This is a genomic window from Lysinibacillus sp. NPDC094177, from assembly GCF_050279145.1.
Taxonomy (GTDB): Bacteria; Bacillota; Bacilli; order Bacillales_A; family Planococcaceae; genus Lysinibacillus.
Genome location: NZ_JBNNTW010000009.1, coordinates 32199 through 54713, shown reverse-complemented (window position 1 = coordinate 54713; position 22515 = coordinate 32199). Strand labels below are relative to the sequence as shown.

Annotated in this window: 21 protein-coding genes and 2 other annotated features (1 of these 23 cut by a window edge); all 21 genes read left to right on the top strand. The window is 39.7% G+C overall.

What is annotated here, in order from left to right:
* Positions 1-164: a binding site (T-box leader), on the top strand; it begins 54 nt to the left of the window's first position.
* A 157-nt stretch (positions 165-321) separates the two neighbouring features.
* Entirely contained in the window at positions 322-972 is a 651-nt protein-coding gene (gene epsC, locus ACQKNC_RS15185) for a serine O-acetyltransferase EpsC (RefSeq protein WP_427425634.1), read from the top strand.
* Positions 969-2369, top strand: coding sequence for a cysteine--tRNA ligase (gene cysS, locus ACQKNC_RS15180; RefSeq protein WP_427425633.1), 1401 nt, complete (start codon positions 969-971; stop codon positions 2367-2369). Before epsC ends, cysS begins: the two co-directional genes overlap by 4 nt.
* Complete coding sequence (locus ACQKNC_RS15175) at positions 2354-2794, top strand: Mini-ribonuclease 3 (protein ID WP_427425632.1); 441 nt, start codon at positions 2354-2356, stop codon at positions 2792-2794. Before cysS ends, ACQKNC_RS15175 begins: the two co-directional genes overlap by 16 nt.
* Complete coding sequence (gene rlmB, locus ACQKNC_RS15170; RefSeq protein WP_427425631.1) at positions 2794-3546, top strand: 23S rRNA (guanosine(2251)-2'-O)-methyltransferase RlmB; 753 nt, start codon at positions 2794-2796, stop codon at positions 3544-3546. The genes ACQKNC_RS15175 and rlmB overlap by 1 nt, the downstream gene beginning before the upstream one ends.
* A 2-nt stretch (positions 3547-3548) precedes the next feature.
* Entirely contained in the window at positions 3549-4061 is a 513-nt protein-coding gene (locus ACQKNC_RS15165; RefSeq protein ID WP_427425630.1) for an NYN domain-containing protein, read from the top strand.
* Between the two features lie 68 nt (positions 4062-4129).
* Complete coding sequence (sigH, locus tag ACQKNC_RS15160; RefSeq protein ID WP_427425629.1) at positions 4130-4777, top strand: RNA polymerase sporulation sigma factor SigH; 648 nt, start codon at positions 4130-4132, stop codon at positions 4775-4777.
* 7 nt (positions 4778-4784) lie between these two features.
* Positions 4785-5000, top strand: a complete 216-nt coding sequence (rpmG, locus tag ACQKNC_RS15155) for a 50S ribosomal protein L33 (RefSeq protein ID WP_427425748.1) — start codon at positions 4785-4787, stop codon at positions 4998-5000.
* Between the two features lie 48 nt (positions 5001-5048).
* The gene (secE, locus tag ACQKNC_RS15150; protein WP_053482826.1) at positions 5049-5234 is read left to right on the top strand and encodes a preprotein translocase subunit SecE; all 186 of its coding nucleotides are present in this window, start codon (positions 5049-5051) and stop codon (positions 5232-5234) included.
* Positions 5235-5880: 646 nt separating this feature from the next.
* A complete protein-coding gene (nusG, locus tag ACQKNC_RS15145; protein ID WP_049662801.1) occupies positions 5881-6414 on the top strand; it encodes a transcription termination/antitermination protein NusG in 534 nt (177 codons plus the stop codon).
* A 226-nt stretch (positions 6415-6640) separates the two neighbouring features.
* On the top strand, positions 6641-7066 hold the full coding sequence (rplK, locus tag ACQKNC_RS15140; RefSeq protein WP_004233593.1) for a 50S ribosomal protein L11: 426 nt from the start codon (positions 6641-6643) through the stop codon (positions 7064-7066).
* A gap of 119 nt (positions 7067-7185) precedes the next feature.
* Positions 7186-7884, top strand: coding sequence for a 50S ribosomal protein L1 (gene rplA, locus ACQKNC_RS15135; protein WP_400726404.1), 699 nt, complete (start codon positions 7186-7188; stop codon positions 7882-7884).
* A gap of 61 nt (positions 7885-7945) precedes the next feature.
* Positions 7946-8091 (top strand) — a sequence feature (ribosomal protein L10 leader region).
* A gap of 32 nt (positions 8092-8123) precedes the next feature.
* The gene (gene rplJ / locus ACQKNC_RS15130) at positions 8124-8624 is read left to right on the top strand and encodes a 50S ribosomal protein L10 (protein WP_337992167.1); all 501 of its coding nucleotides are present in this window, start codon (positions 8124-8126) and stop codon (positions 8622-8624) included.
* A 71-nt stretch (positions 8625-8695) separates the two neighbouring features.
* Positions 8696-9058, top strand: coding sequence for a 50S ribosomal protein L7/L12 (rplL, locus tag ACQKNC_RS15125; RefSeq protein WP_427425628.1), 363 nt, complete (start codon positions 8696-8698; stop codon positions 9056-9058).
* 83 nt (positions 9059-9141) lie between these two features.
* Positions 9142-9744, top strand: coding sequence for a class I SAM-dependent methyltransferase (locus ACQKNC_RS15120; protein ID WP_427425627.1), 603 nt, complete (start codon positions 9142-9144; stop codon positions 9742-9744).
* 242 nt (positions 9745-9986) lie between these two features.
* The gene (gene rpoB, locus ACQKNC_RS15115; protein WP_427425626.1) at positions 9987-13562 is read left to right on the top strand and encodes a DNA-directed RNA polymerase subunit beta; all 3576 of its coding nucleotides are present in this window, start codon (positions 9987-9989) and stop codon (positions 13560-13562) included.
* Between the two features lie 207 nt (positions 13563-13769).
* Complete coding sequence (gene rpoC, locus ACQKNC_RS15110; protein WP_427425625.1) at positions 13770-17456, top strand: DNA-directed RNA polymerase subunit beta'; 3687 nt, start codon at positions 13770-13772, stop codon at positions 17454-17456.
* A 137-nt stretch (positions 17457-17593) separates the two neighbouring features.
* A complete protein-coding gene (locus ACQKNC_RS15105) occupies positions 17594-17842 on the top strand; it encodes a ribosomal L7Ae/L30e/S12e/Gadd45 family protein (RefSeq protein ID WP_427425624.1) in 249 nt (82 codons plus the stop codon).
* Between the two features lie 98 nt (positions 17843-17940).
* Positions 17941-18360, top strand: a complete 420-nt coding sequence (rpsL, locus tag ACQKNC_RS15100; protein ID WP_008181595.1) for a 30S ribosomal protein S12 — start codon at positions 17941-17943, stop codon at positions 18358-18360.
* A gap of 151 nt (positions 18361-18511) precedes the next feature.
* Entirely contained in the window at positions 18512-18982 is a 471-nt protein-coding gene (rpsG, locus tag ACQKNC_RS15095; RefSeq protein ID WP_036123710.1) for a 30S ribosomal protein S7, read from the top strand.
* A 45-nt stretch (positions 18983-19027) separates the two neighbouring features.
* Complete coding sequence (gene fusA, locus ACQKNC_RS15090) at positions 19028-21106, top strand: elongation factor G (RefSeq protein WP_427425623.1); 2079 nt, start codon at positions 19028-19030, stop codon at positions 21104-21106.
* Between the two features lie 139 nt (positions 21107-21245).
* Positions 21246-22433, top strand: a complete 1188-nt coding sequence (gene tuf, locus ACQKNC_RS15085) for an elongation factor Tu (RefSeq protein WP_337988325.1) — start codon at positions 21246-21248, stop codon at positions 22431-22433.
* Positions 22434-22515 lie beyond the last annotated feature (82 nt).

The window sequence follows — 22515 nt, the reverse complement described above, 5'->3', positions numbered from 1 at the left end:
CACCGGCTGAAAGTGGTCTGAGCCTAGGCAAAACTGAAATGCACCTTTGAGCATAAAGCTGAACAATAGTAGGCTTTATCGATTCGTTCCCGTTACAGAACGTCCAGAGTGGAAGGTTTTCTCCTTCAATCAGAGTGGAACCGCGCAAATTTAGCGTCTCTGTCATTCCTTTTTGGGATGATAGGGGCGCTTTTTTATTTTCTGGACATGTGACTTGAAACAATGGGTGCGCCAATTCTACTCGACTAGCTAACTCTGCAGTGAAATCAACGTCAAAGGCCAGGATGCAGGGCAGACCAAAACGAAAAGGGGGAATTTTTTGTGTTTAAAAGAATGAAGGAAGATGTAGAAACAATTTTTGAGAATGATCCAGCAGCACGCAGTGTATTCGAAGTTATATTAACATACTCAGGTCTGCATGCTACTTGGGCGCATCGGGTTGCCCATTGGTTCTTTAAAAGGCGTCTTTATTTTATAGCCCGTGCCATTTCACAAATTAGTCGCTTCTTTACTGGAATTGAAATTCATCCTGGAGCGAAAATTGGTCGACGTTTCTTTATTGACCATGGGATGGGCGTTGTAATTGGCGAAACATGTGAGATTGGTGATAATGTAACGTTGTATCAAGGTGTAACTTTAGGTGGTACAGGAAAAGAAAAGGGGAAACGCCATCCAACATTAGAGGATAATGTTCTAGTTGCAACGGGTGCAAAAGTTTTAGGTTCTATTACAATTGGTGAAAATAGTAAAATTGGTGCAGGCTCAGTTGTCTTAAAAGAAGTACCACCCAATGCTACAGTTGTCGGTATTCCTGGTAAAATAGTGATTAAGGATGGAGTCCGTCTAGAGAAAAAGCTAGATCACCAAAATATACCTGACCCTGTAGAAGAACGTTGTCAAGCTTTCGAGAAGCAAATTACAACATTGCATAAGGAAATCGAACGCTTACAAAAGGAGAGAGAAACACAATGAGTATTCAAATTTTCAACTCATTAACACGACAAAAGGAAATTTTCGTACCGCTAGAAGAAGGCAAAGTGAAAATGTACGTTTGTGGTCCGACAGTTTATAACTACATTCATATTGGGAATTCACGTCCAGTAATTGTCTATGATACAGTGCGACGTTATTTTCAATACAAAGGCTACGATGTGAAATTTGTTTCAAATTTCACAGATGTGGACGACAAAATTATTAAGGCTGCAAATGAACTTGGAGAAGAAGTGCATGAATTAACGGAACGTTTTATCGCCGCATACTTTGAAGATGTTACAGCGTTAGGCTGCAAGAAAGCAGATGTACATCCACGCGTAACAGAGCATATGGATGATATCATTCAATTCATTCAAGTTTTAATCGATAAAGGCTACGCTTATGAGTCAGCTGGTGATGTCTATTACCGAACTCGTAAATTTAATGGTTACGGTAAATTATCTCATCAATCAGTGGATGATTTAAAAATTGGTGCTCGTATAGAAGCAGGCGAGAAAAAAGATGATGCATTAGATTTTGCTTTATGGAAAGCTGTGAAGCCAGGTGAAATTTACTGGGAGAGTCCATGGGGCAAAGGACGTCCAGGTTGGCATATTGAATGCTCTGTAATGGCACGTGAGCATTTAGGAGATACTATTGATATTCATGCTGGTGGGCAAGATTTAACATTCCCGCATCATGAAAATGAAATTGCACAATCTGAAGCTCATAATGATAAAACATTTGCACGTTACTGGATGCACAATGGGTATATTAATATTGATAATGAAAAAATGTCCAAATCCCTTGGTAATTTTGTACTCGTTAATGATATTCGTAAACAAATTGACCCACAAATTTTACGCTTCTTTATGCTTTCTGTGCATTATCGTCATCCGATTAACTTTGCAAAGGATTTAGTAGATGCAGCCGCAACTGGTTTAGAACGAATTCGTACTGCCTACAACAATGTGAAACACCGTTTAACAGCAACTGCTAGCTTAGGTGATCACTCAGAAGAATGGCTTGAAAAAATTGCTGAACAAAAAGCGCTTTTTGAAGAAGCGATGGATGATGACTTTAATACAGCCAATGCCATTTCTGTATTATTTGAATTAGCACGTATCGCAAATATTTATTTAAATGAAACGAATACTGATGAAAAAGTATTATTGAGTTTTACTGAAACTTTTGAGGTGATAGGTGACGTCTTAGGTATTGAATTTGCAAAAGAAGAAGAGCTTCTAGACGAAGAAATTGAAGCACTTTTACAGGAGCGTGTAGAAGCACGTAAAAATCGTGATTTTGCTCGTTCAGATGAAATTCGTGACCATTTGCAAGCGCAAGGTATCATTTTGGAAGATACGCGACAAGGAACTAGATGGAAACGAGGGTAAGTAACTTGGATAAACTCCGCAACGAAGATGTTAAGCAATTGAATGCATTAGCGTTAGCCTATATGGGAGACGCAGTTTTAGAACAAAATGTACGAGAGCATTTGCTACGTGCTGGCCGTGTCAAACCTAACACACTGCATAGAGAAGCGACACGTTATGTATCAGCGAAAGCGCAATCTATGATTGTACATCGAATGATGGATGAGGGCTTTTTAACAGAGGAGGAGTTGGCTGTGTTCCGTCGTGGACGCAATGCCAAATCTGGCTCTGTGCCAAAAAATACAGATGTTCAAACATACCGTAATAGCTCGGGCTTTGAGGCTGTGCTTGGTAGCTTATATTTATTAAATGAATTAGAACGCGTGTATGCAATCATTGCATACGCTATTCAAATAATCGAGGAATCGAAAGGAGTGTCGAAATAATGGCAGAGCAAAATGGTGAAATTATTGCAGGTAAAAACCCAGTGTTAGAAGCACTTCGTTCAGGCCGCGATATGAATAAGGTATGGATTGCAGAGGGTGTAAAAAAATCAGGGGTTAATGAACTTCTAGATTTAGCACGAGAACGTGGCGTCATTGTTCAATTTGTCCCGAAGAAAAAGGTTGATCAATTATCAGATGCAAATCACCAAGGAATTGTTGCCTCTGTGGCAGCATATAGATATGCAGATCTAGAGGATTTATTTGCTGCGGCGACAAAAAAACAAGAAGATCCATTTTTCTTAATTTTAGATGAGCTAGAGGACCCGCATAATCTAGGTTCTATTATGCGAACTGCTGATGCGATAGGTGCGCACGGCATTATTATTCCGAAGCGCCGTTCTGTGAGTTTGACAGCTGTAGTGGCAAAGGCATCAACTGGAGCGATTGAGCATGTACCTGTCGTGCGTGTTAATAACCTAGCGCAGACGGTAGATGAGCTAAAAGAACGAGGAGTATGGATTGCGGGTACAGATGCTAAAGGTTCAGCAGACTATCGTAAAATGGATGCAACATTGCCACTCGCTATTATTATTGGTAGTGAAGGCAAAGGTATGAGTCGCCTATTAAAAGAGAAATGTGATTTTTTATATCATTTACCGATGGTTGGGCATGTTACATCCCTAAATGCATCAGTAGCTGCTGCACTCTTAATGTACGAAGTGTATCGTAAACGTCAAGAAGCGAATGATTGACGATGAAAAATATTTTGCTTGTTGACGGCTATAATATGGTAGGAGCTTGGAAAGAGCTACGACCATTACGTGATACGAATTTTGAAGATGCCCGTAGGAGATTAATTGAGCTTCTGGCTGAGTATAAGGCAGCTATGGGATGGCGCGTAATTATAGTTTTTGACGCACATCTTGTACCGGGTGTGGAGCAAACTTATTTAGAAAATGATGTCGAAGTCATTTATACACGGAAAAACGAAACAGCAGATGAACGTATTGAAAAAATGACACACGAACTAAAAGCTAGAAATGTACAGATTCACGTAGCAACCTCCGATATGGCAGAGCAAAATGTTATTTTTGGTAACGGTGCTCTGCGAAAATCGGCAAGAGAGCTAGAAATTGATATGGGGATTATCCAGCATAAAATTTCTCATGATGTGAAGCGAAAACAGGTTAGCAAGCCGCCTTCCCGCATAGAGCTAAAGCCTGATGTTGCTTTAGCCTTTGAAAAATGGCGGCGTGGTTTGAAATGATTTATTGACGCATATTTTCCAATTCCGTTATACTGTTCCTAATTATCTGTTGTGGCTGAGGTGATACCATGTTTAAAAATAGTATTGTACAAGTGACACAAGATTTTGAACGATTCAATGATGAAGAACTTATTGAAATGGTGCATCAAGGTAATACAGATGCGTTGGATTTTTTAATTACTAAATATCGTTTGTTAGTGAGAGCGAAGGCTAGATCTTATTTTTTAATTGGTGCAGATAAGGAAGACATTGTGCAAGAGGGTATGATTGGCCTATATAAAGCCATTCGCGATTTTAAGGGAGATAAGCTTGCTTCTTTTCGAGCTTTTGCTGAGCTATGTATTACAAGACAGATTATTACGGCTATTAAAACAGCTACAAGACAAAAGCATATACCGCTAAATTCTTACGTTTCTTTGGACAAGCCTATTTTTGATGAAGAGTCAGATCGTACATTAATGGATGTGTTAACTGGTGCTATTATGGATGATCCGGAAGAGTTAATGATTCATAGAGAAGAGTTTGGCTACTTAGAAGAAAAGATGAGTGAGATTTTAAGTGAATTAGAATTACAAGTATTAGCTCTTTACTTAGATGGTCAGTCATATCATGAAATTTCAGCGAAATTAAATCGTCATGTGAAGTCTATTGACAATGCTTTACAACGAGTAAAGCGTAAATTAGAGCGACATTTAGTTCTTGAAGAAATGTCCTAGCGGTTGCATGCCTTTATTGACATTGACAAATATAGGTGTTAGTCTTGAAAAGACAAAGTGCCGAAAAGGTGATAATATGGCAAAAAAAGTCGTTCTAAATTGCGAAAAATGCGGATCGAGAAATTATACCTTTCCAGCTAAGGAAGGTTCAAATGTACGCCTCGAACTAAAGAAATTTTGCTCGCATTGCAATGAACATACAGTGCATAAACAAACGCTATAAAATGATTCGTAAATAGACAGATATGATTGATTCGGAGGTTAGGCTAGAATGGGCAAGATTAAAGGCTTTTTCAGCAATGTAATGTCGGAAATGCGCAAAACAAGCTGGCCAAAAAGTAAAGAACTGACGAAATATACAGTCGTTGTAATTTCAACTGTTGTAATTATGGCTTTATTTTTTGTGTTAGTAGACTTAGGTATTTCATCATTATTCCGCTGGTACTTAGATCTATAATTTAGTAAATAGCATGTTAATACTTCTGAAATAGCCCGTCATTACAATAAACGGGTTTTTTCGTTTGTTTTATCTTCATTCAGCAGATCTTTTCTGTAGCGTCAGCTATAGGAGACTCCCATCTTGATAGAATGGAGATAATGCCTCCGGCGGATGTTGCGGATTTTGAATTGTGCCAGCACAATTCAAAATCTCGCCAAGGCGAAATTGAAGAAGTGAACAGCAATAAAATATTCTCAATATGGTAAGTATGCTACTAGGGATAGTATGAGGGTAGCAATAGATGACTATGCTAGTTTGGGTATATATCATCGGGCTTTCGCTAGGCTATTAGCGGAAGCTATGTTTTTCTAATGGGTAGTTTGTGAAAAGAGTAAAGGATACGCTTAGCATATCGCGATTCATTTTTTCACTTTTATCTTCATTCAGTAGAAGATTCCTGCTTCTAAAAGTGGTAGGATGAATGCAAATGTAGTTCCTTTTTGGTAAGTGTTAAAACACCGACTGAATGAAGATAAAGCCGCTGGCAGATGTCACGGATTTTGAAAGGAACCAATTGTGCAAGCACAATACAAAATCCAGACACAATTACGCCAAGGCGTAATTGATTTGGTAAGGGAGGGACGGACGAGGAGTCCTAGTAGTTATGGAGAAAAATTGGTATGTTGTTCATACGTATTCAGGGTATGAGAACCGTGTAAAAGCAAACCTAGAGAAACGTGTAGAAACAATGGGTATGCAAGATAAGATTTTCCGTGTTATTGTGCCTGAACACGAAGAAACAGAAATGAAGGATGGGAAAAAGCGTACAATGATGCGTAAAGTTTTCCCTGGTTATGTTTTAGTAGAGCTAATTATGACAGATGATTCGTGGTATGTTGTACGTAACACGCCAGGTGTAACTGGATTTATCGGTTCATCTGGTGGTGGTGCAAAACCGACACCTTTATTACCTGAAGAAGCGGATCGTCTATTACAACAGATGGGGATGACTGACAAAATTGTCGAGATTGATATTTCTGTTGGAGAAGCAGTAGAAGTATTAGAGGGGCCTTTTGCTCACTTCCAAGGACGTGTTGAAGAAATTGATACTGAAAAAGGAAAAGTGAAAGTTTCTGTCGATATGTTTGGTCGCGAAACAATTATGGAACTAGATTTTGAGCAAATACAAAAAATGTAGTTCTAGTAACTAAAATGACATATGTCTAAGACGTATGTCGCAGATTTTGTTAATTACTACTTGCTTAAAAAAATTAAAAGTGGTATCATTTCTAGGTCAGATTGTCATACTTTGGTTTGACGTCTGTATTGATAATTTTAATGTTATCGGCAATTAGCTGACAGACAGATATTGAGTGGGAGGGGCAACCCAATTACCACATCACGGACTTAAGGAGGTGTGTCTCGTGGCTAAAAAAGTTATTAAAGTTGTTAAACTTCAAATCCCTGCTGGTAAAGCAAACCCAGCTCCACCGGTTGGTCCTGCATTAGGTCAAGCAGGTGTGAACATCATGGGATTCTGTAAAGAATTCAACGCGCGTACTGCAGATCAAGCTGGTCTTATCATTCCAGTTGAAATTTCAGTATTCGAGGACCGTTCATTCACTTTCATTACAAAAACTCCACCTGCAGCAGTTCTACTTAAAGTAGCAGCTGGTATCCAATCTGGATCTGGTGAACCAAACCGTAAAAAAGTGGCAACGGTTAAGCGTGATAAAGTTCGCGAAATCGCTGAAACTAAAATGCCAGACCTTAACGCTGCTTCAGTAGAAGCTGCAATGTTAATGGTTGAAGGTACTGCACGAAGCATGGGTATTGTTATTGAAGACTAATCCCATTACTTGATGATGTATTTGTTTTTTGGAAGGTTGCGGAGTTTCTTTGTGAACGCGCAACCTTTATTCGTGGGAGGTAAAATCCGCTATAACCACAATCAAGGAGGAATTATATAATGGCTAAAAAAGGTAAAAAACTGCAAGATGCAGCAAAACTAATCGACCGTAACGCTTTATACGGCGCTCAAGAAGCAATCGAACTTGCTCAAAAAACTAGCACAGTGAACTTCGACGCTACTGTAGAAGTTGCTTTCCGTCTAGGAATCGATACTCGTAAAAACGACCAACAAATCCGTGGTGCAGTAGTGCTACCAAACGGTACTGGTAAAACTCAACGCGTATTAGTATTCGCTAAAGGTGAAAAACTTAAAGAAGCTGAAGCTGCTGGTGCTGACTATGTAGGCGATGCAGAATACATCCAAAAAATCCAACAAGGTTGGTTTGATTTCGATGTAATCGTTGCAACTCCTGACATGATGGGTGAAGTTGGTAAACTTGGTCGCGTATTAGGACCTAAAGGTTTAATGCCAAACCCTAAAACTGGTACAGTTACTTTCGATGTAACAAAAGCTATCGCTGAAATTAAAGCTGGTAAAGTAGAATACCGTGCTGATAAAGCTGGTATCATCCACGCACCTATCGGTAAAGTTTCATTCTCTACAGAAAAATTAGTAGAAAACTTCTTAACAGTATTTGATGTTGTGCAAAAAGCAAAACCTGCTGCAGCTAAAGGTACTTACATGAAATCTGTAAACGTTACAACTACAATGGGTCCAGCTCTAAAAGTTGACGCTTCAAGCGTAGTAGTAAAATAATTAAAGATTTTATGTAATTCTATTGACGGCGCTGTCTATCTATGATAAGATGGTTGCTGTTGTGAATTATCCATTTGTACCGTAGACAGTAGGAGTGACTTGTCACTTAATGATCCTACCGAGGACATCGGAATTCAGATTCTTATTTAAAGATGATGACTTTCAGCCTCTGTGTCTATTTGACCCGGAGGCTTTTCTTTTGTCGGTATAAATGACCCATTCTAATAGGAGGTGTCATCATGAGCAAAGCAATCGAAAACAAACAAGTACAAGTTCAAGAGATTACTGAAAAATTCCAAAACGCTGCTTCTGTAGTAGTTGTGGATTACCGTGGTCTTAACGTTGCACAAGTAACTGAGCTTCGTAAACAACTTCGTGAAGCTGGTGTTGAGTTCAAAGTTTACAAAAACACTTTAACACGTCGTGCTACTGAAGCTGTTGGCCTTGAAGGAATCAATGACGTATTAGTTGGTCCTAACGCAATTGCGTTCTCAAAAGAAGATGTTGTAGCTCCTGCTAAAATCATCAACGAGTTCGCTAAGAAAAATGAAGCTTTAGAAATTAAAGCGGGTATTATTGAAGGTACAATCTCTTCTGTTGAAGATGTTAAAGCACTTGCAGAACTTCCATCACGCGAAGGTCTTCTTTCTATGCTTTTATCAGTACTTCAAGCTCCAGTGCGCAACTTCGCACTTGCAACAAAAGCTGTTGCAGAACAAAAAGAAGAACAAGGCGCGTAATTTCATACGCACTTTAACTTCTGCGGCCTGACCGCAACAACAAAACATTATCCAATTAGGAGGAAATTATAATGAATAAAGAGCAAATCTTAGAAGCTATCAAAGCTATGACAGTTCTTGAATTAAACGATTTAGTAAAAGCTATCGAAGAAGAATTCGGTGTAACAGCTGCTGCTCCTGTAGCAGTAGTTGCTGGTGGTGCTGGTGGCGCTGCTGAAGAAAAAACTGAGTTCGACGTAGTATTAGCATCTGCTGGTGCAGAAAAAATTAAAGTAATCAAAGTGGTTCGCGAAATCACTGGTTTAGGTCTTAAAGAAGCTAAAGAAGTAGTAGATAACGCTCCTAAAGCTCTTAAAGAAGGCGTTTCTAAAGATGAAGCTGAACAAATCAAAGCTAAACTTGAAGAAGTTGGCGCATCTGTAGAAGTTAAGTAATCTCGCGTTACTTTTACTTTTAAACAAAAGGAAAGCTCGTCATTTTGGCGAGCTTTTTTTCTTCATTCTGAGGAGGCGTGAAAATGTCAGATCACTATTATACAAATAAGCCTCAAACTGAGAGTAAACCTCGTCACTGGACATTCAAATTGTTAGGGCATACGTTTTCCTTTGAAACGGATGCAGGTGTATTTAGTAAAAGCGAAGTAGATTTTGGATCCCGTGTTTTAATAGATGCTTTTCAAATGCCTGATATTGATGGTGCGATTTTTGATGTGGGGTGCGGGTATGGACCGATCGGATTATCGATTGCCAAAACAAACCCAGACCGTACCGTTTTTATGATGGATATAAATGAACGTGCAGTTGCACTCTCGCAAAAAAATGCGCAAGTAAACGGTGTTCAAAATGTACGGATATTTGTGAGTGACGGACTATCGATGGTTGACAAGGATGTAAAAGCCGCAGCTATTTTAACCAATCCTCCAATTCGCGCAGGAAAGGAAACAATTTTCCGTTTTTACGATGGAGCTTACGATAAGTTAGTGTCATCTGGTGAGCTATGGGCAGTAATACAGAAGAAGCAAGGTGCGCCATCAACGGTAAGTTACTTAGAAGAAAAATTTTCTGAAGTCGATGTTGTGGAGAAGAAAAAAGGGTACTGGATAGTACGTGCAAAAAAATAGATGAAGTATGCATAAATTATTGACTTGACAAATCGGCTATGATAATATAATAAAATGCAAAAATATTATTTTGAGGTCGTATGCCCTTTTTGTATATGATTGTTTTAATGTGGGTATACTTGCCAAGATAGGTTTAGTTAACCGAAAATGAGATCTTTTTGAAGACTCGTTTTCTTTTTGTCTTTCGAAATCATACACTATTTGTATGATTTTGCAAAGACCTAATATCGCTTTATTGAGGGGTGAATGAGTTGACAGGTCAACTAGTTCAGTATGGACAACACCGCCAGCGTAGAAGCTTTGCGCGTATTAAAGAGGTGCTTGAGCTTCCAAATCTGATTGAGATTCAAACGGCGTCTTACGAGTGGTTCCTTGAAGAAGGTTTACGTGAAATGTTCCGTGACATTTCGCCGATCGAGGACTTTACAGGCAATCTTTCATTAGAATTTATCGATTATTCATTAGGTGATCCTAAGTATGATGTCGATGAGTGTAAAGAGCGAGATGTTACTTACGCAGCACCATTACGTGTGAAAGTACGTCTTTACAACAAAGAAACAGACGAAGTGAAGGAACAGGATGTCTTCATGGGTGACTTCCCATTAATGACAGAGACAGGAACGTTCATTATCAATGGTGCTGAACGTGTTATCGTTTCACAATTAGTTCGTTCACCAAGTGTGTATTTCCATGATAAAACTGATAAAAACGGTAAGAAAGGTTTCGGAGCAACAGTTATTCCTAACCGTGGTGCATGGTTAGAATATGAAACTGACGCGAAAGATGTAGTATATGTGCGTATTGACCGTACTCGTAAGCTACCAGTAACAGTGTTACTTCGTGCATTAGGCTTCGGTTCAGACCAAGAAATTATCGATATTATCGGTGACAATGAATATTTACGTAATACGTTAGAAAAGGATAACTCTGAAAGTACTGAAAAAGCACTTTTAGAAATCTATGAACGTTTACGTCCAGGTGAGCCACCAACAGTTGAAAGTGCGAAGAGTTTATTATACTCTCGCTTCTTTGATGCGAAACGCTATGATTTAGCGAATGTTGGTCGCTACAAAATGAATAAAAAGCTTCATATCAAAAATCGTTTATTTAACCAAACGATTGCTGAAACGCTTGTAGACCCAGAAACAGGCGAAATTTTAGTAGAGAAAGGTACAGTTCTTGACCGTCGCACTTTAGATAAAATCTTACCGTATCTAGAAGATTCATCAAAAGGAATCGGTTACCGCACTTTATCACAAGTAGGTGGAGTGCTTGAGGATGATGTAACAATCCAATCTATTAAAATCTATGCACCAAAAGATGAAGCGCAAAAAGAAATCAATATTATTAGTAATGCGTACATCGATGAAGAAGTGAAGAATATTACGCCTGCTGACGTATTATCTTCAGTAAGTTATTTCTTCAACTTACTTTACCAAGTAGGGGCAACAGATGATATTGACCATTTAGGTAACCGTCGTCTACGTTCTGTCGGTGAGCTTTTACAAAACCAATTCCGTATCGGTTTATCTCGTATGGAACGTGTTGTACGTGAGCGTATGTCTATTAATGATACAGCTGCTATCGTACCACAACAATTAATTAATATTCGTCCAGTAATTGCGTCAATTAAAGAGTTCTTCGGTAGCTCTCAGTTATCACAATTCATGGACCAAACAAACCCACTGGCAGAGTTAACGCATAAACGTCGTCTATCTGCATTAGGGCCTGGTGGTTTAACACGTGAGCGTGCTGGTTTCGAAGTACGTGACGTTCACTACTCTCACTATGGTCGTATGTGTCCAATCGAGACACCAGAGGGTCCAAACATTGGTTTAATCAACTCATTATCTTCATTTGCCAAAGTAAATAAATTCGGATTCATTGAAACGCCTTATCGTCGTATTGACCATGAAACAGGCCAAGTAACGGATCAGATTGATTATTTAACAGCTGATGAAGAAGATAACTACTATGTAGCACAAGCGAACTCACTATTAAATCCTGATGGTACATTTGCTAAAGACGAAGTAGTAGGTCGTTTCCGTGGGGATAATACAGTATTCAATAAAGCTCAAATGGACTACATGGACGTATCTCCGAAACAAGTAGTTTCAGCGGCGACTGCATGTATCCCGTTCTTAGAAAACGATGACTCGAACCGTGCACTTATGGGTGCCAACATGCAACGTCAAGCAGTTCCTCTTCTTAACCCAGAAGCACCATTTGTTGGTACGGGTATGGAACACGTTGATGCGCGTGACTCAGGTGCGGCTGTAGTAGCGAAATATGATGGTATTGTTGAGCATGTTGAAGCTCGCTCTATCCATGTTCGCCGTATTGAAGTCGTTGACGGTAAAGAAGTTAAAGGCGATTTAACAAAATATAAATTACAAAAATTCATTCGTTCTAACCAAGGTACTTCATACAACCAACGTCCACTTGTAAAAGTTGGCGAACGTGTGAAACCTCGTGACATTTTAGCAGATGGTCCATCTATGGAAAAAGGTGAACTTGCTCTTGGTCGTAACGTACTTGTTGCGTTCATGACTTGGAACGGCTTTAACTATGAAGATGCTGTTATCATGAGCGAACGCCTTGTAAAAGACGATGTTTATACATCTGTTCATATTGAAGAATACGAATCAGAGTCTCGTGATACAAAATTAGGACCTGAAGAAATCACTCGTGATATTCCAAACGTTGGGGAAGATGCGCTTCGTAACTTAGACGAACGTGGTATCATCCGCATCGGTGCAGAAGTTCGTGATGGCGACATTCTTGTAGGTAAAGTAACACCTAAGGGAGTTACAGAATTAACTGCTGAAGAACGCTTATTACATGCAATCTTCGGTGAAAAAGCTCGTGAAGTTCGTGATACTTCATTACGTGTACCACATGGTGCTGGCGGTATTATTCTTGACGTGAAAGTATTTAACCGTGAAGATGGCGATGAGTTACCACCAGGTGTTAACCAATTAGTTCGTGCTTACATTGTTCAAAAACGTAAAATTCGCGTAGGGGACAAAATGGCCGGACGTCATGGTAACAAAGGGGTTATCTCTCGTATCTTACCGGAAGAGGATATGCCATTCATGCCAGACGGTACTCCTGTTGATATCATGTTAAATCCACTTGGCGTACCTTCTCGTATGAACATCGGACAAGTTTTAGAGTTACACTTAGGTATGGCTTCTCGTTACCTAGGTGTTCATATGGCAACTCCAGTATTTGATGGTGCCAACGAGGAAGACGTTTGGGAAACGATGGAAGAAGCAGGGATGAACCGCGATGGTAAAACAACCCTGTATGATGGACGTTCAGGTGAACCATTCGATAACCGTGTATCAGTAGGTATCATGTACATGATCAAACTTGCTCACATGGTTGATGATAAACTTCACGCACGTTCAACTGGTCCTTACTCACTTGTTACTCAACAGCCACTTGGTGGTAAAGCACAGTTCGGTGGACAACGCTTTGGTGAGATGGAGGTATGGGCACTTGAAGCATACGGTGCTGCCTATACACTTCAAGAAATCTTAACAGTTAAATCCGATGACGTTGTTGGTCGTGTGAAAACATACGAAGCAATCGTTAAGGGTGAAAGTGTACCAGAGCCAGGCGTTCCTGAATCATTCAAAGTATTGATTAAAGAACTTCAATCTCTTGGTATGGATGTGAAAATGTTAACTGTTAATGATGAAGAGGTAGAGCTTCGCGATTTAGACGAAGAAGAAGATCTTCAACCAGCTGACGCACTTAACATTGCACCACAGCAAGAAAAAGAAGAAGAGCCAGTAGAGTCTTTTGAATAATGGAAAACGTTAGTTCACACCTTTGTGAACACGGTCAAAGTTATTTTTCAAATTAGTCGGGCAGGATTTAACGCCCTGTCCGGCTTTTTCTTTCAATAAATCATTCTATTTTTAATCTTTTGCTAAAGAGAAATGATTCTTGCAAACGATTATCGAGCTGCGTAAAAGAGTCTTTATAAAGACCTATACTAGAGGGAGGTAGGCTCCTTGATAGACGTTAATGAATTTGAATATATGAAAATCGGTTTAGCTTCTCCTGACAAGATTCGTTCTTGGTCATACGGTGAAGTCAAAAAACCTGAAACAATCAACTATCGTACTTTAAAACCAGAAAAAGATGGTTTATTCTGTGAGCGTATTTTTGGTCCAACTAAGGACTGGGAGTGTCATTGTGGTAAATACAAACGTGTACGCTATAAAGGCGTAGTTTGTGATCGTTGTGGAGTTGAAGTAACACGCGCTAAAGTTCGTCGTGAACGTATGGGCCATATCGAATTAGCAGCACCAGTATCTCATATCTGGTACTTCAAAGGTATTCCTAGTCGTATGGGTCTTATTTTAGATATGTCCCCACGTGCACTAGAAGAAGTAATTTACTTTGCTTCTTACGTTGTAATCGAACCAGGTGCTACAAACCTAGAAAGTAAACAACTACTTTCTGAAAAAGAGTACCGTGCATATCGCGAAAAATTCGGCAACACATTCGAAGCATCTATGGGTGCGGAAGCAATTAAAAAATTATTAGGTAAAATTGATCTTGAAGATGAGACTCATTCTTTAAAAGAAGAGTTAAAATCAGCACAAGGTCAACGTCGTACACGTGCAATTAAACGTCTTGAAGTTGTTGAATCATTCCGTAACTCAGGTAACTCTCCTGAATGGATGATTTTAGATGTACTACCGGTGATTCCACCAGAGCTTCGTCCAATGGTGCAATTAGATGGTGGGCGTTTTGCAACTTCTGACTTAAACGATTTATATCGTCGTGTAATCAACCGTAATAACCGTTTAAAACGTTTACTAGACCTTGGTGCTCCAAGTATCATCGTACAAAACGAAAAACGTATGTTACAAGAAGCTGTTGATGCATTAATCGATAACGGTCGTCGTGGTCGACCCGTAACAGGTCCTGGTAACCGTCCGTTAAAATCACTTTCACATATGCTGAAAGGTAAACAAGGTCGTTTCCGTCAAAACTTACTTGGTAAACGTGTTGACTACTCTGGTCGTTCGGTTATTGTAGTAGGTCCAAACTTAAAAATGTACCAATGTGGTCTACCAAAAGAAATGGCAATTGAGTTATTCAAACCTTTCGTAATGAAAGAGTTAGTAGAACGTGGTCTTGCTCATAATATTAAATCTGCTAAACGTAAAATCGAGCGTTTAAACAACGATGTATGGGACGTTTTAGAAGATGTAATTCGTGAGCATCCAGTATTACTAAACCGTGCACCTACGCTTCACCGTCTTGGTATTCAAGCATTTGAACCAACACTAGTTGAAGGTCGTGCTATTCGTCTTCACCCATTAGTATGTACAGCTTATAACGCTGACTTCGATGGTGACCAAATGGCGGTTCACGTACCATTATCAGCAGAAGCGCAAGCAGAAGCTCGTCTTCTAATGCTTGCTGCACAAAATATCCTGAACCCGAAAGACGGTAAACCAGTTGTAACACCATCTCAAGATATGGTATTAGGAAACTACTACTTAACACTTGAGCGTGAAGCAGCTCGCGGCGAAGGAACAATTTTCTATGGACCAAACGAAGTATTAATTGCATATGATACAGGTCATGTTCATTTGCATACTCGTATTGCGATTAAAGCAGGTTCGTTAAACAACCCAACATTTACAGAGGAACAAAATAATATGTTCCTATTAACGACTGTTGGTAAAGTAATCTTTAACGAGATCTTGCCTAAATCATTCCCATACATTAATGAGCCAACTGAATTCAACTTAGAACAAGCAACACCAGACAAATTCTTTGTTAAATTAACAATTGATGAAGAAACGTTAAAAGAGCTTGAGGCAGATGCTGCTTATAGTGGGCTTGATGAAAAAGGTAAAGTTGATGCACAACGTACAGCTGTACTGCGCAAACACTTTGCATCAGTACCAGTTGTAAACCCATTCCGTAAAAAATTCTTAGGTAATATCATTGCTGAAGTATTTAAACGTTTCCACATCACAGAAACATCTAAAATGCTTGACCGCATGAAGAACTTAGGATTCAAATATTCAACACGTGCTGGTATCACTGTAGGTGTATCTGACATCGTCGTATTACCAGACAAAGGCGAAATTTTATTGGAAGCACAAGAAAAAGTGGATAAAGTTCAAGCGCAATTCCGTCGTGGTTTCATCACGGAAGAAGAGCGTTATGATCGCGTTATCTCAAGCTGGAGTGCTGCGAAAGATGAAATTCAATCGAAGCTGATGAAGTCGCTTGAGAAAACAAACCCAATCTTTATGATGTCTGACTCAGGTGCCCGTGGTAACGCATCTAACTTTACACAGTTAGCAGGTATGCGTGGTCTGATGGCCAACCCGGCTGGTCGTATTATCGAACTTCCAATTAAATCTTCATTCCGTGAAGGTTTAACGGTATTAGAATACTTCATCTCGACTCACGGTGCTCGTAAAGGTCTTGCCGATACAGCCCTAAAAACTGCCGATTCAGGTTACTTAACACGTCGTCTTGTTGACGTAGCACAAGATGTTATCGTTCGTGAGGATGACTGTGGAACTGACCGTGGTTTAACAATTGGTGCGTTAATGGAAGGTACAGAGTTAATTGAAGCGTTAGATGAACGTATTATCGGTCGTCATACGAAGAAAACAATCGTGCATCCAGAAACAGGTGAAGTTATCTTAGAAAAAGATGGCTTAATCGATCAAGATATCGCTCGTGCGGTTATCGAGGCTGGTATCGAGGAAGTAACAATCCGTTCAGCATTCACATGTAATACAAAACATGGTGTATGTAAAAAATGTTACGGCATGAACTTAGCAACAGGTGAAAAGGTTGAAGTTGGGGAAGCAGTTGGTATTATTGCTGCTCAATCAATCGGTGAACCAGGTACACAGTTAACAATGCGTACATTCCATACTGGTGGGGTTGCCGGTGACGATATTACACAAGGTCTTCCACGTATCCAAGAGATTTTTGAAGCACGTAATCCTAAAGGTCAATCAGTTATCTCTGATATCGCAGGTACTGTTTCAGACATCACTGAAATCCGTGAAGGTCTAAAAGAGATTACAATTGAAGGTGAAGTAGAAACACGTAAATACGCAGCACCTTACAATGCCCGTCTGAAAGTACAAGAAGGCGACTTTGTAGAACGTGGTCAAGTATTAACAGAAGGTTCTATCGATCCAAAACAATTGTTAAAAGTTAAAGACGTTTCAACAGTTCAAGAATACCTGTTAAAAGAAGTACAAAAAGTATACCGTATGCAAGGGGTAGAAATTGGAGATAAGCATATCGAGGTAATGGTTCGCCAAATGCTTCGTAAAGTACGTGTAATTGAAGCTGGTGAGACAGAATTATTACCAGGCTCATTACTAGATATTCACCAATTCTCAGAAGCAAATGCAGATGCTGTGTTAAATGGCAAAAACCCTGCAACTTGTCGTCCTGTTATCCTAGGTATTACAAAAGCGTCTCTTGAAACAGAATCATTCTTATCTGCAGCATCATTCCAAGAAACAACTCGTGTGTTAACGGATGCTGCTATTAAAGGAAAACGCGATGAACTTCTTGGTCTGAAGGAAAACGTAATTATCGGTAAACTTGTTCCTGCAGGAACTGGTATGCAACGTTACCGTCAAATTCGTATTGAAAAAGATGAGCTTGACACAGAGGATCTAATTTCTGCTGAATAATCATTAAATAAGTACCGAAGGGATGTATTTTAATCATCTCTTCGGACTTTTTAAAGATATGAGTTGACAGTCGAAATTGATAATGATAATATATTGAAGGTTGATAGTTAACTATCTGTACTTCGGAGGATATGAAAATGTCTTATGATAGAGTAAGGGATAGTCAAACAATCATAGGTACAAAGCAAGCAGTAAAAGCAATGCGAGCCGGTTCAGTGAAAGAACTTTTTGTGGCACTCGATGCAGACAATTGGGTAACCGTTTCGGCCATATCTTTCGCGAGAGAAATCGGTATACCAGTTATTCTTGTTGAGTCGAAAAAGGAACTGGGCAAGGCCTGTGGAATCCACGTTGGAGCTGCAGTAGTTGCGATTACTGTAGAGTAGTTTTTGTGTATTAAACACAAAGACTTTGTTTTTACCCAAAAAATGAACCACCTGGATGTGTGGTATTAACAAGGAATAAATGAAGGGAGGAAATACCGATGCCTACAATTAACCAATTAGTACGTAAGCCTCGTCAATCTAAAAGCACGAAATCAAAATCACCAGCGTTAAACAAAGGATATAACTCATTTAAAAAATCTTTAACTGATGTTAAATCTCCACAAAAACGCGGAGTTTGTACTCGTGTAGGTACAATGACACCTCGTAAACCAAACTCAGCGTTACGTAAATACGCTCGTGTACGTTTAACTAACCAAATCGAGGTTACAGCTTATATCCCAGGTGAAGGCCACAACTTACAAGAACACAGTGTTGTTCTTATCCGTGGCGGACGCGTAAAAGACTTAGCGGGTGTTCGTTACCATATCGTACGTGGAGCTCTTGATACAGCTGGTGTAAACGGTCGTTTACAATCACGTTCTAAATACGGAACAAAACGCCCTAAAGAAAAAAAATAATTTAACATTATTTAGCGTTGCTTAATAATGAGCCTTTAGTAGTTGTTGTAAATTTCCAATCTCGCTAGCGGATTGGAAATTTTACGCGACAAATATGACAAGGCAATTTTTTATAAAATAAATCGATAACTATTCGAAAGGAGGAAAACACATGCCTCGTAAAGGTCCTGTTTCCAAACGTGACGTGTTACCAGATCCAATTTATAGTTCAAAACTAGTAACTCGTTTAATTAATAAAATGATGGTTGATGGTAAAAGAGGTACTTCTCAAAAGATTTTATACGGTGCGTTCGAACTTGTTAAAGAACGTTCTGGTGAAAATCCAATTGAAGTATTCGAAGCTGCTCTAAATAACGTAATGCCAGTTCTTGAAGTACGCGCTCGCCGTGTTGGTGGTTCTAACTACCAAGTGCCAGTAGAAGTACGTCCAGAACGTCGTACAACTTTAGGTCTTCGTTACCTAGTTAACTACGCTCGTCTTCGTGGTGAAAAAACAATGGAAGAGCGTTTAGCTAACGAAATCCTTGATGCTTCTAACAACACAGGTGCATCAGTTAAAAAACGTGAAGATATGCACAAAATGGCAGAAGCGAACAAAGCATTCGCTCACTACCGTTGGTAATCAATTTCTAAACCGCATACGCCCAATATGGAAGGAGAAATACCTATGAAACGCGAATTCTCCCTAGAGAATACACGTAATATTGGGATCATGGCTCACATTGATGCTGGTAAAACAACAACAACTGAGCGTATCCTTTATTACACAGGTAAGATTCACAAAATTGGTGAAACTCATGAAGGCGCTTCTCAAATGGACTGGATGGAGCAAGAGCAAGAACGTGGTATCACAATCACTTCTGCTGCAACAACAGCTCAATGGAACGGCCACCGTGTAAACATCATCGATACTCCTGGACACGTAGACTTCACTGTAGAAGTTGAACGTTCACTACGCGTACTTGATGGTGCTGTAACAGTACTTGATGCTCAATCTGGTGTTGAACCTCAAACTGAAACAGTATGGCGTCAAGCTACAACTTACGGCGTTCCACGTATCGTGTTCATTAACAAAATGGATAAAACAGGTGCAGACTTCCTATATTCTGTAGGAACTCTACACGAACGTTTACAAGCAAACGCTCACCCTATCCAATTACCTATCGGAGCTGAAGATCAGTTCTCAGCAATCATTGACTTAGTTGAAATGAAAGCTACTTTCTACGGCGACGAAAAAGGTACAGCAGTGACTCAAGGCGAAATCCCTGAAGAACACCGCGCACAAGCTGAAGAATACCGTGAAAAATTAATCGATGCTGTTGCAAGTGTTGATGAAGAAATCATGGAGAAATATTTAGAAGGCGAAGAAATTTCTGTTGCTGAACTTAAAGCGGCGATCCGTCGTGCTACAATCGCAGTAGAATTTTACCCAGTAATCTGTGGTACAGCATTCAAACACAAAGGCGTACGCCCAATGTTAGATGCAGTTATCGATTACTTACCATCTCCATTAGATGTACCAGCAATCAAAGGTACTAATGTTGATGGTGACGAAGAATTAGAACGTCATTCTTCAGATGAAGAGCCATTCTCAGCTCTTGCATTCAAAGTTATGACTGACCCATTCGTAGGTAAATTAACTTTCTTCCGTGTGTACTCTGGAACATTAGATTCAGGTTCATACGTACAAAACTCTTCTAAAGGTAAACGTGAGCGTGTAGGTCGTATCCTACAAATGCACGCAAACTCTCGTGAAGAGATTTCTAAAGTATTTGCTGGGGACATCGCAGCAGCAGTAGGTCTTAAAGATACTACTACTGGTGATACTCTATGTGACGAGAAAAACCTAGTTATTCTTGAATCAATGGAGTTCCCTGAACCAGTAATTTCTCTTTCTGTAGAACCAAAGTCAAAAGCTGACCAAGATAAAATGGGTCAAGCTTTACAAAAACTTCAAGAAGAGGATCCAACTTTCCGTGCTCACACTGACACAGAAACTGGTCAAACAATCATCTCAGGTATGGGTGAGCTTCACCTTGATATCTTAGTTGACCGTATGCGCCGTGAATTTAAAGTAGAAGCTAACGTAGGTGCTCCAATGGTATCTTACCGTGAAACATTCCGTAGCTCTGCAAAAGTTCAAGGTAAATTCACTCGCCAATCTGGTGGTCGTGGACAATATGGTGACGTAACGATTGAGTTCTCTCCAAACGAAGAAGGTAAAGGCTTTGAATTCGAAAACGCTATCGTTGGTGGTGTAGTACCTCGTGAATACATTCCTGCTGTAGAAGCTGGTCTTCGTGACTCTCTTGAGCGCGGTGTAGTAGCTGGTTACCCACTAATCGACATTAAAGCGAAATTAGTATTCGGTTCTTACCATGACGTTGACTCGAATGAGATGGCGTTCAAAATTGCTGCATCTATGGCTCTTAAAGAAGCTGCTAAACAATGTGATGCAGTTATCTTAGAACCAATGATGAAAGTAGAAGTTGTAATTCCAGAAGAATACCTTGGTGATATCATGGGTAACATTACTTCTCGTCGCGGACGCGTTGAGGGTATGGAAGCTCGCGGTAACTCTCAAGTTGTTCGTGCAATGGTTCCTTTATCGGAAATGTTTGGTTATGCAACAACTCTTCGTTCAGCAACACAAGGTCGTGGTGTATTCTCAATGACATTCGATCATTATGAAGAAGTACCAAAATCAATCGCTGCTGAAATCGTCAAAAAAAATAAAGGTGAATAATTGAATTTTCATCTTGCATAAAGTATAACTAATTTGTAAGCTATGATTGTGAGATGGTGGATGGGCCCGTTCGCCATCAGCAATTATTCTATAGTTTTTAAAAAAATATAAACATATAATTTTGAGGAGGCAATCTCTAATGGCTAAAGAAAAATTCGACCGTTCAAAAACGCATGCTAACATTGGTACAATCGGACACGTTGACCATGGTAAAACAACTTTAACTGCTGCAATCGCAACAGTTCTTTCTAAAAAAATGGGTGGGGAAGCTAAATCATACGCTGATATCGATAACGCTCCAGAAGAAAAAGAACGTGGTATCACAATCAATACTTCTCACGTAGAATATGAAACAGAAACTCGTCACTATGCACACGTTGACTGCCCAGGACACGCTGACTATGTTAAAAACATGATCACTGGTGCTGCACAAATGGACGGCGGTATCTTAGTAGTATCTGCTGCTGACGGCCCAATGCCACAAACTCGTGAACACATCCTTTTATCTCGTCAAGTAGGTGTTCCATACTTAGTAGTATTCATGAACAAATGTGATATGGTTGATGACGAAGAATTATTAGAATTAGTAGAAATGGAAATCCGTGACCTACTATCTGAATATGACTTCCCAGGTGATGACCTACCAGTAATCAAAGGTTCAGCTCTTAAAGCTCTTGAAGGCGAAGCTGAATGGGAAGAAAAAATCGTTGAATTAATGGACGCTGTAGATTCTTACATCCCAACTCCAGAACGTCAAACTGACAAACCATTCATGATGCCAGTAGAGGACGTATTCTCTATCACTGGTCGTGGTACAGTTGCAACTGGCCGTGTTGAACGTGGTCAAGTTAAAGTTGGTGACGTTGTTGAGATCATCGGTATCACTGAAGAAGCTAAATCTACAACTGTAACTGGTGTAGAAATGTTCCGTAAATTATTAGACTACGCTGAAGCTGGTGACAACATCGGTGCTTTACTTCGTGGTGTAGCTCGTGAAGAAATCCAACGTGGTCAAGTATTAGCTAAACCAGGCTCAATCACTCCACACACTAACTTCAAAGCTGAAGTTTATGTTTTATCAAAAGAAGAGGGTGGCCGTCATACTCCATTCTTCTCTAACTACCGTCCTCAGTTCTACTTCCGTACAACTGACGTAACAGGTATCTGTAACTTACCAGAAGGCGTTGAAATGGTAATGCCTGGCGATAACATCGAAATGACAGTAGAACTTATCGCTCCAATCGCTCTTGAAGAAGGTACTAAATTCTCTATCCGTGAGGGTGGCCGTACTGTAGGCGCTGGCGTAGTTGCTTCTATCCAAAAATAATTTTAGCGCAAGCTAATTTTTCAAAACCAATCTGTAGGGACGCTTACAGATTGGTTTTTTATGTTAAAATAGGTAAAGAATA

What these genes read in the sequence shown, in the direction of transcription:
- cysS (WP_427425633.1), top strand. Translation starts at nt 969, where the DNA reads ATGAGTATTCAAATTTTCAACTCATTAACACGACAAAAGGAAATTTTC.
- ACQKNC_RS15175 (WP_427425632.1), top strand. Translation starts at nt 2,354, where the DNA reads ATGGAAACGAGGGTAAGTAACTTGGATAAACTCCGCAACGAAGATGTT.
- rlmB (WP_427425631.1), top strand. Translation starts at nt 2,794, where the DNA reads ATGGCAGAGCAAAATGGTGAAATTATTGCAGGTAAAAACCCAGTGTTA.
- ACQKNC_RS15165 (WP_427425630.1), top strand. Translation starts at nt 3,549, where the DNA reads ATGAAAAATATTTTGCTTGTTGACGGCTATAATATGGTAGGAGCTTGG.
- sigH (WP_427425629.1), top strand. Translation starts at nt 4,130, where the DNA reads ATGTTTAAAAATAGTATTGTACAAGTGACACAAGATTTTGAACGATTC.
- rpmG (WP_427425748.1), top strand. Translation starts at nt 4,785, where the DNA reads ATGCCTTTATTGACATTGACAAATATAGGTGTTAGTCTTGAAAAGACA.
- secE (WP_053482826.1), top strand. Translation starts at nt 5,049, where the DNA reads ATGGGCAAGATTAAAGGCTTTTTCAGCAATGTAATGTCGGAAATGCGC.
- nusG (WP_049662801.1), top strand. Translation starts at nt 5,881, where the DNA reads ATGGAGAAAAATTGGTATGTTGTTCATACGTATTCAGGGTATGAGAAC.
- rplA (WP_400726404.1), top strand. Translation starts at nt 7,186, where the DNA reads ATGGCTAAAAAAGGTAAAAAACTGCAAGATGCAGCAAAACTAATCGAC.
- rplJ (WP_337992167.1), top strand. Translation starts at nt 8,124, where the DNA reads ATGAGCAAAGCAATCGAAAACAAACAAGTACAAGTTCAAGAGATTACT.
- rplL (WP_427425628.1), top strand. Translation starts at nt 8,696, where the DNA reads ATGAATAAAGAGCAAATCTTAGAAGCTATCAAAGCTATGACAGTTCTT.
- ACQKNC_RS15120 (WP_427425627.1), top strand. Translation starts at nt 9,142, where the DNA reads ATGTCAGATCACTATTATACAAATAAGCCTCAAACTGAGAGTAAACCT.
- ACQKNC_RS15105 (WP_427425624.1), top strand. Translation starts at nt 17,594, where the DNA reads ATGTCTTATGATAGAGTAAGGGATAGTCAAACAATCATAGGTACAAAG.
- rpsL (WP_008181595.1), top strand. Translation starts at nt 17,941, where the DNA reads ATGCCTACAATTAACCAATTAGTACGTAAGCCTCGTCAATCTAAAAGC.
- rpsG (WP_036123710.1), top strand. Translation starts at nt 18,512, where the DNA reads ATGCCTCGTAAAGGTCCTGTTTCCAAACGTGACGTGTTACCAGATCCA.
- fusA (WP_427425623.1), top strand. Translation starts at nt 19,028, where the DNA reads ATGAAACGCGAATTCTCCCTAGAGAATACACGTAATATTGGGATCATG.
- tuf (WP_337988325.1), top strand. Translation starts at nt 21,246, where the DNA reads ATGGCTAAAGAAAAATTCGACCGTTCAAAAACGCATGCTAACATTGGT.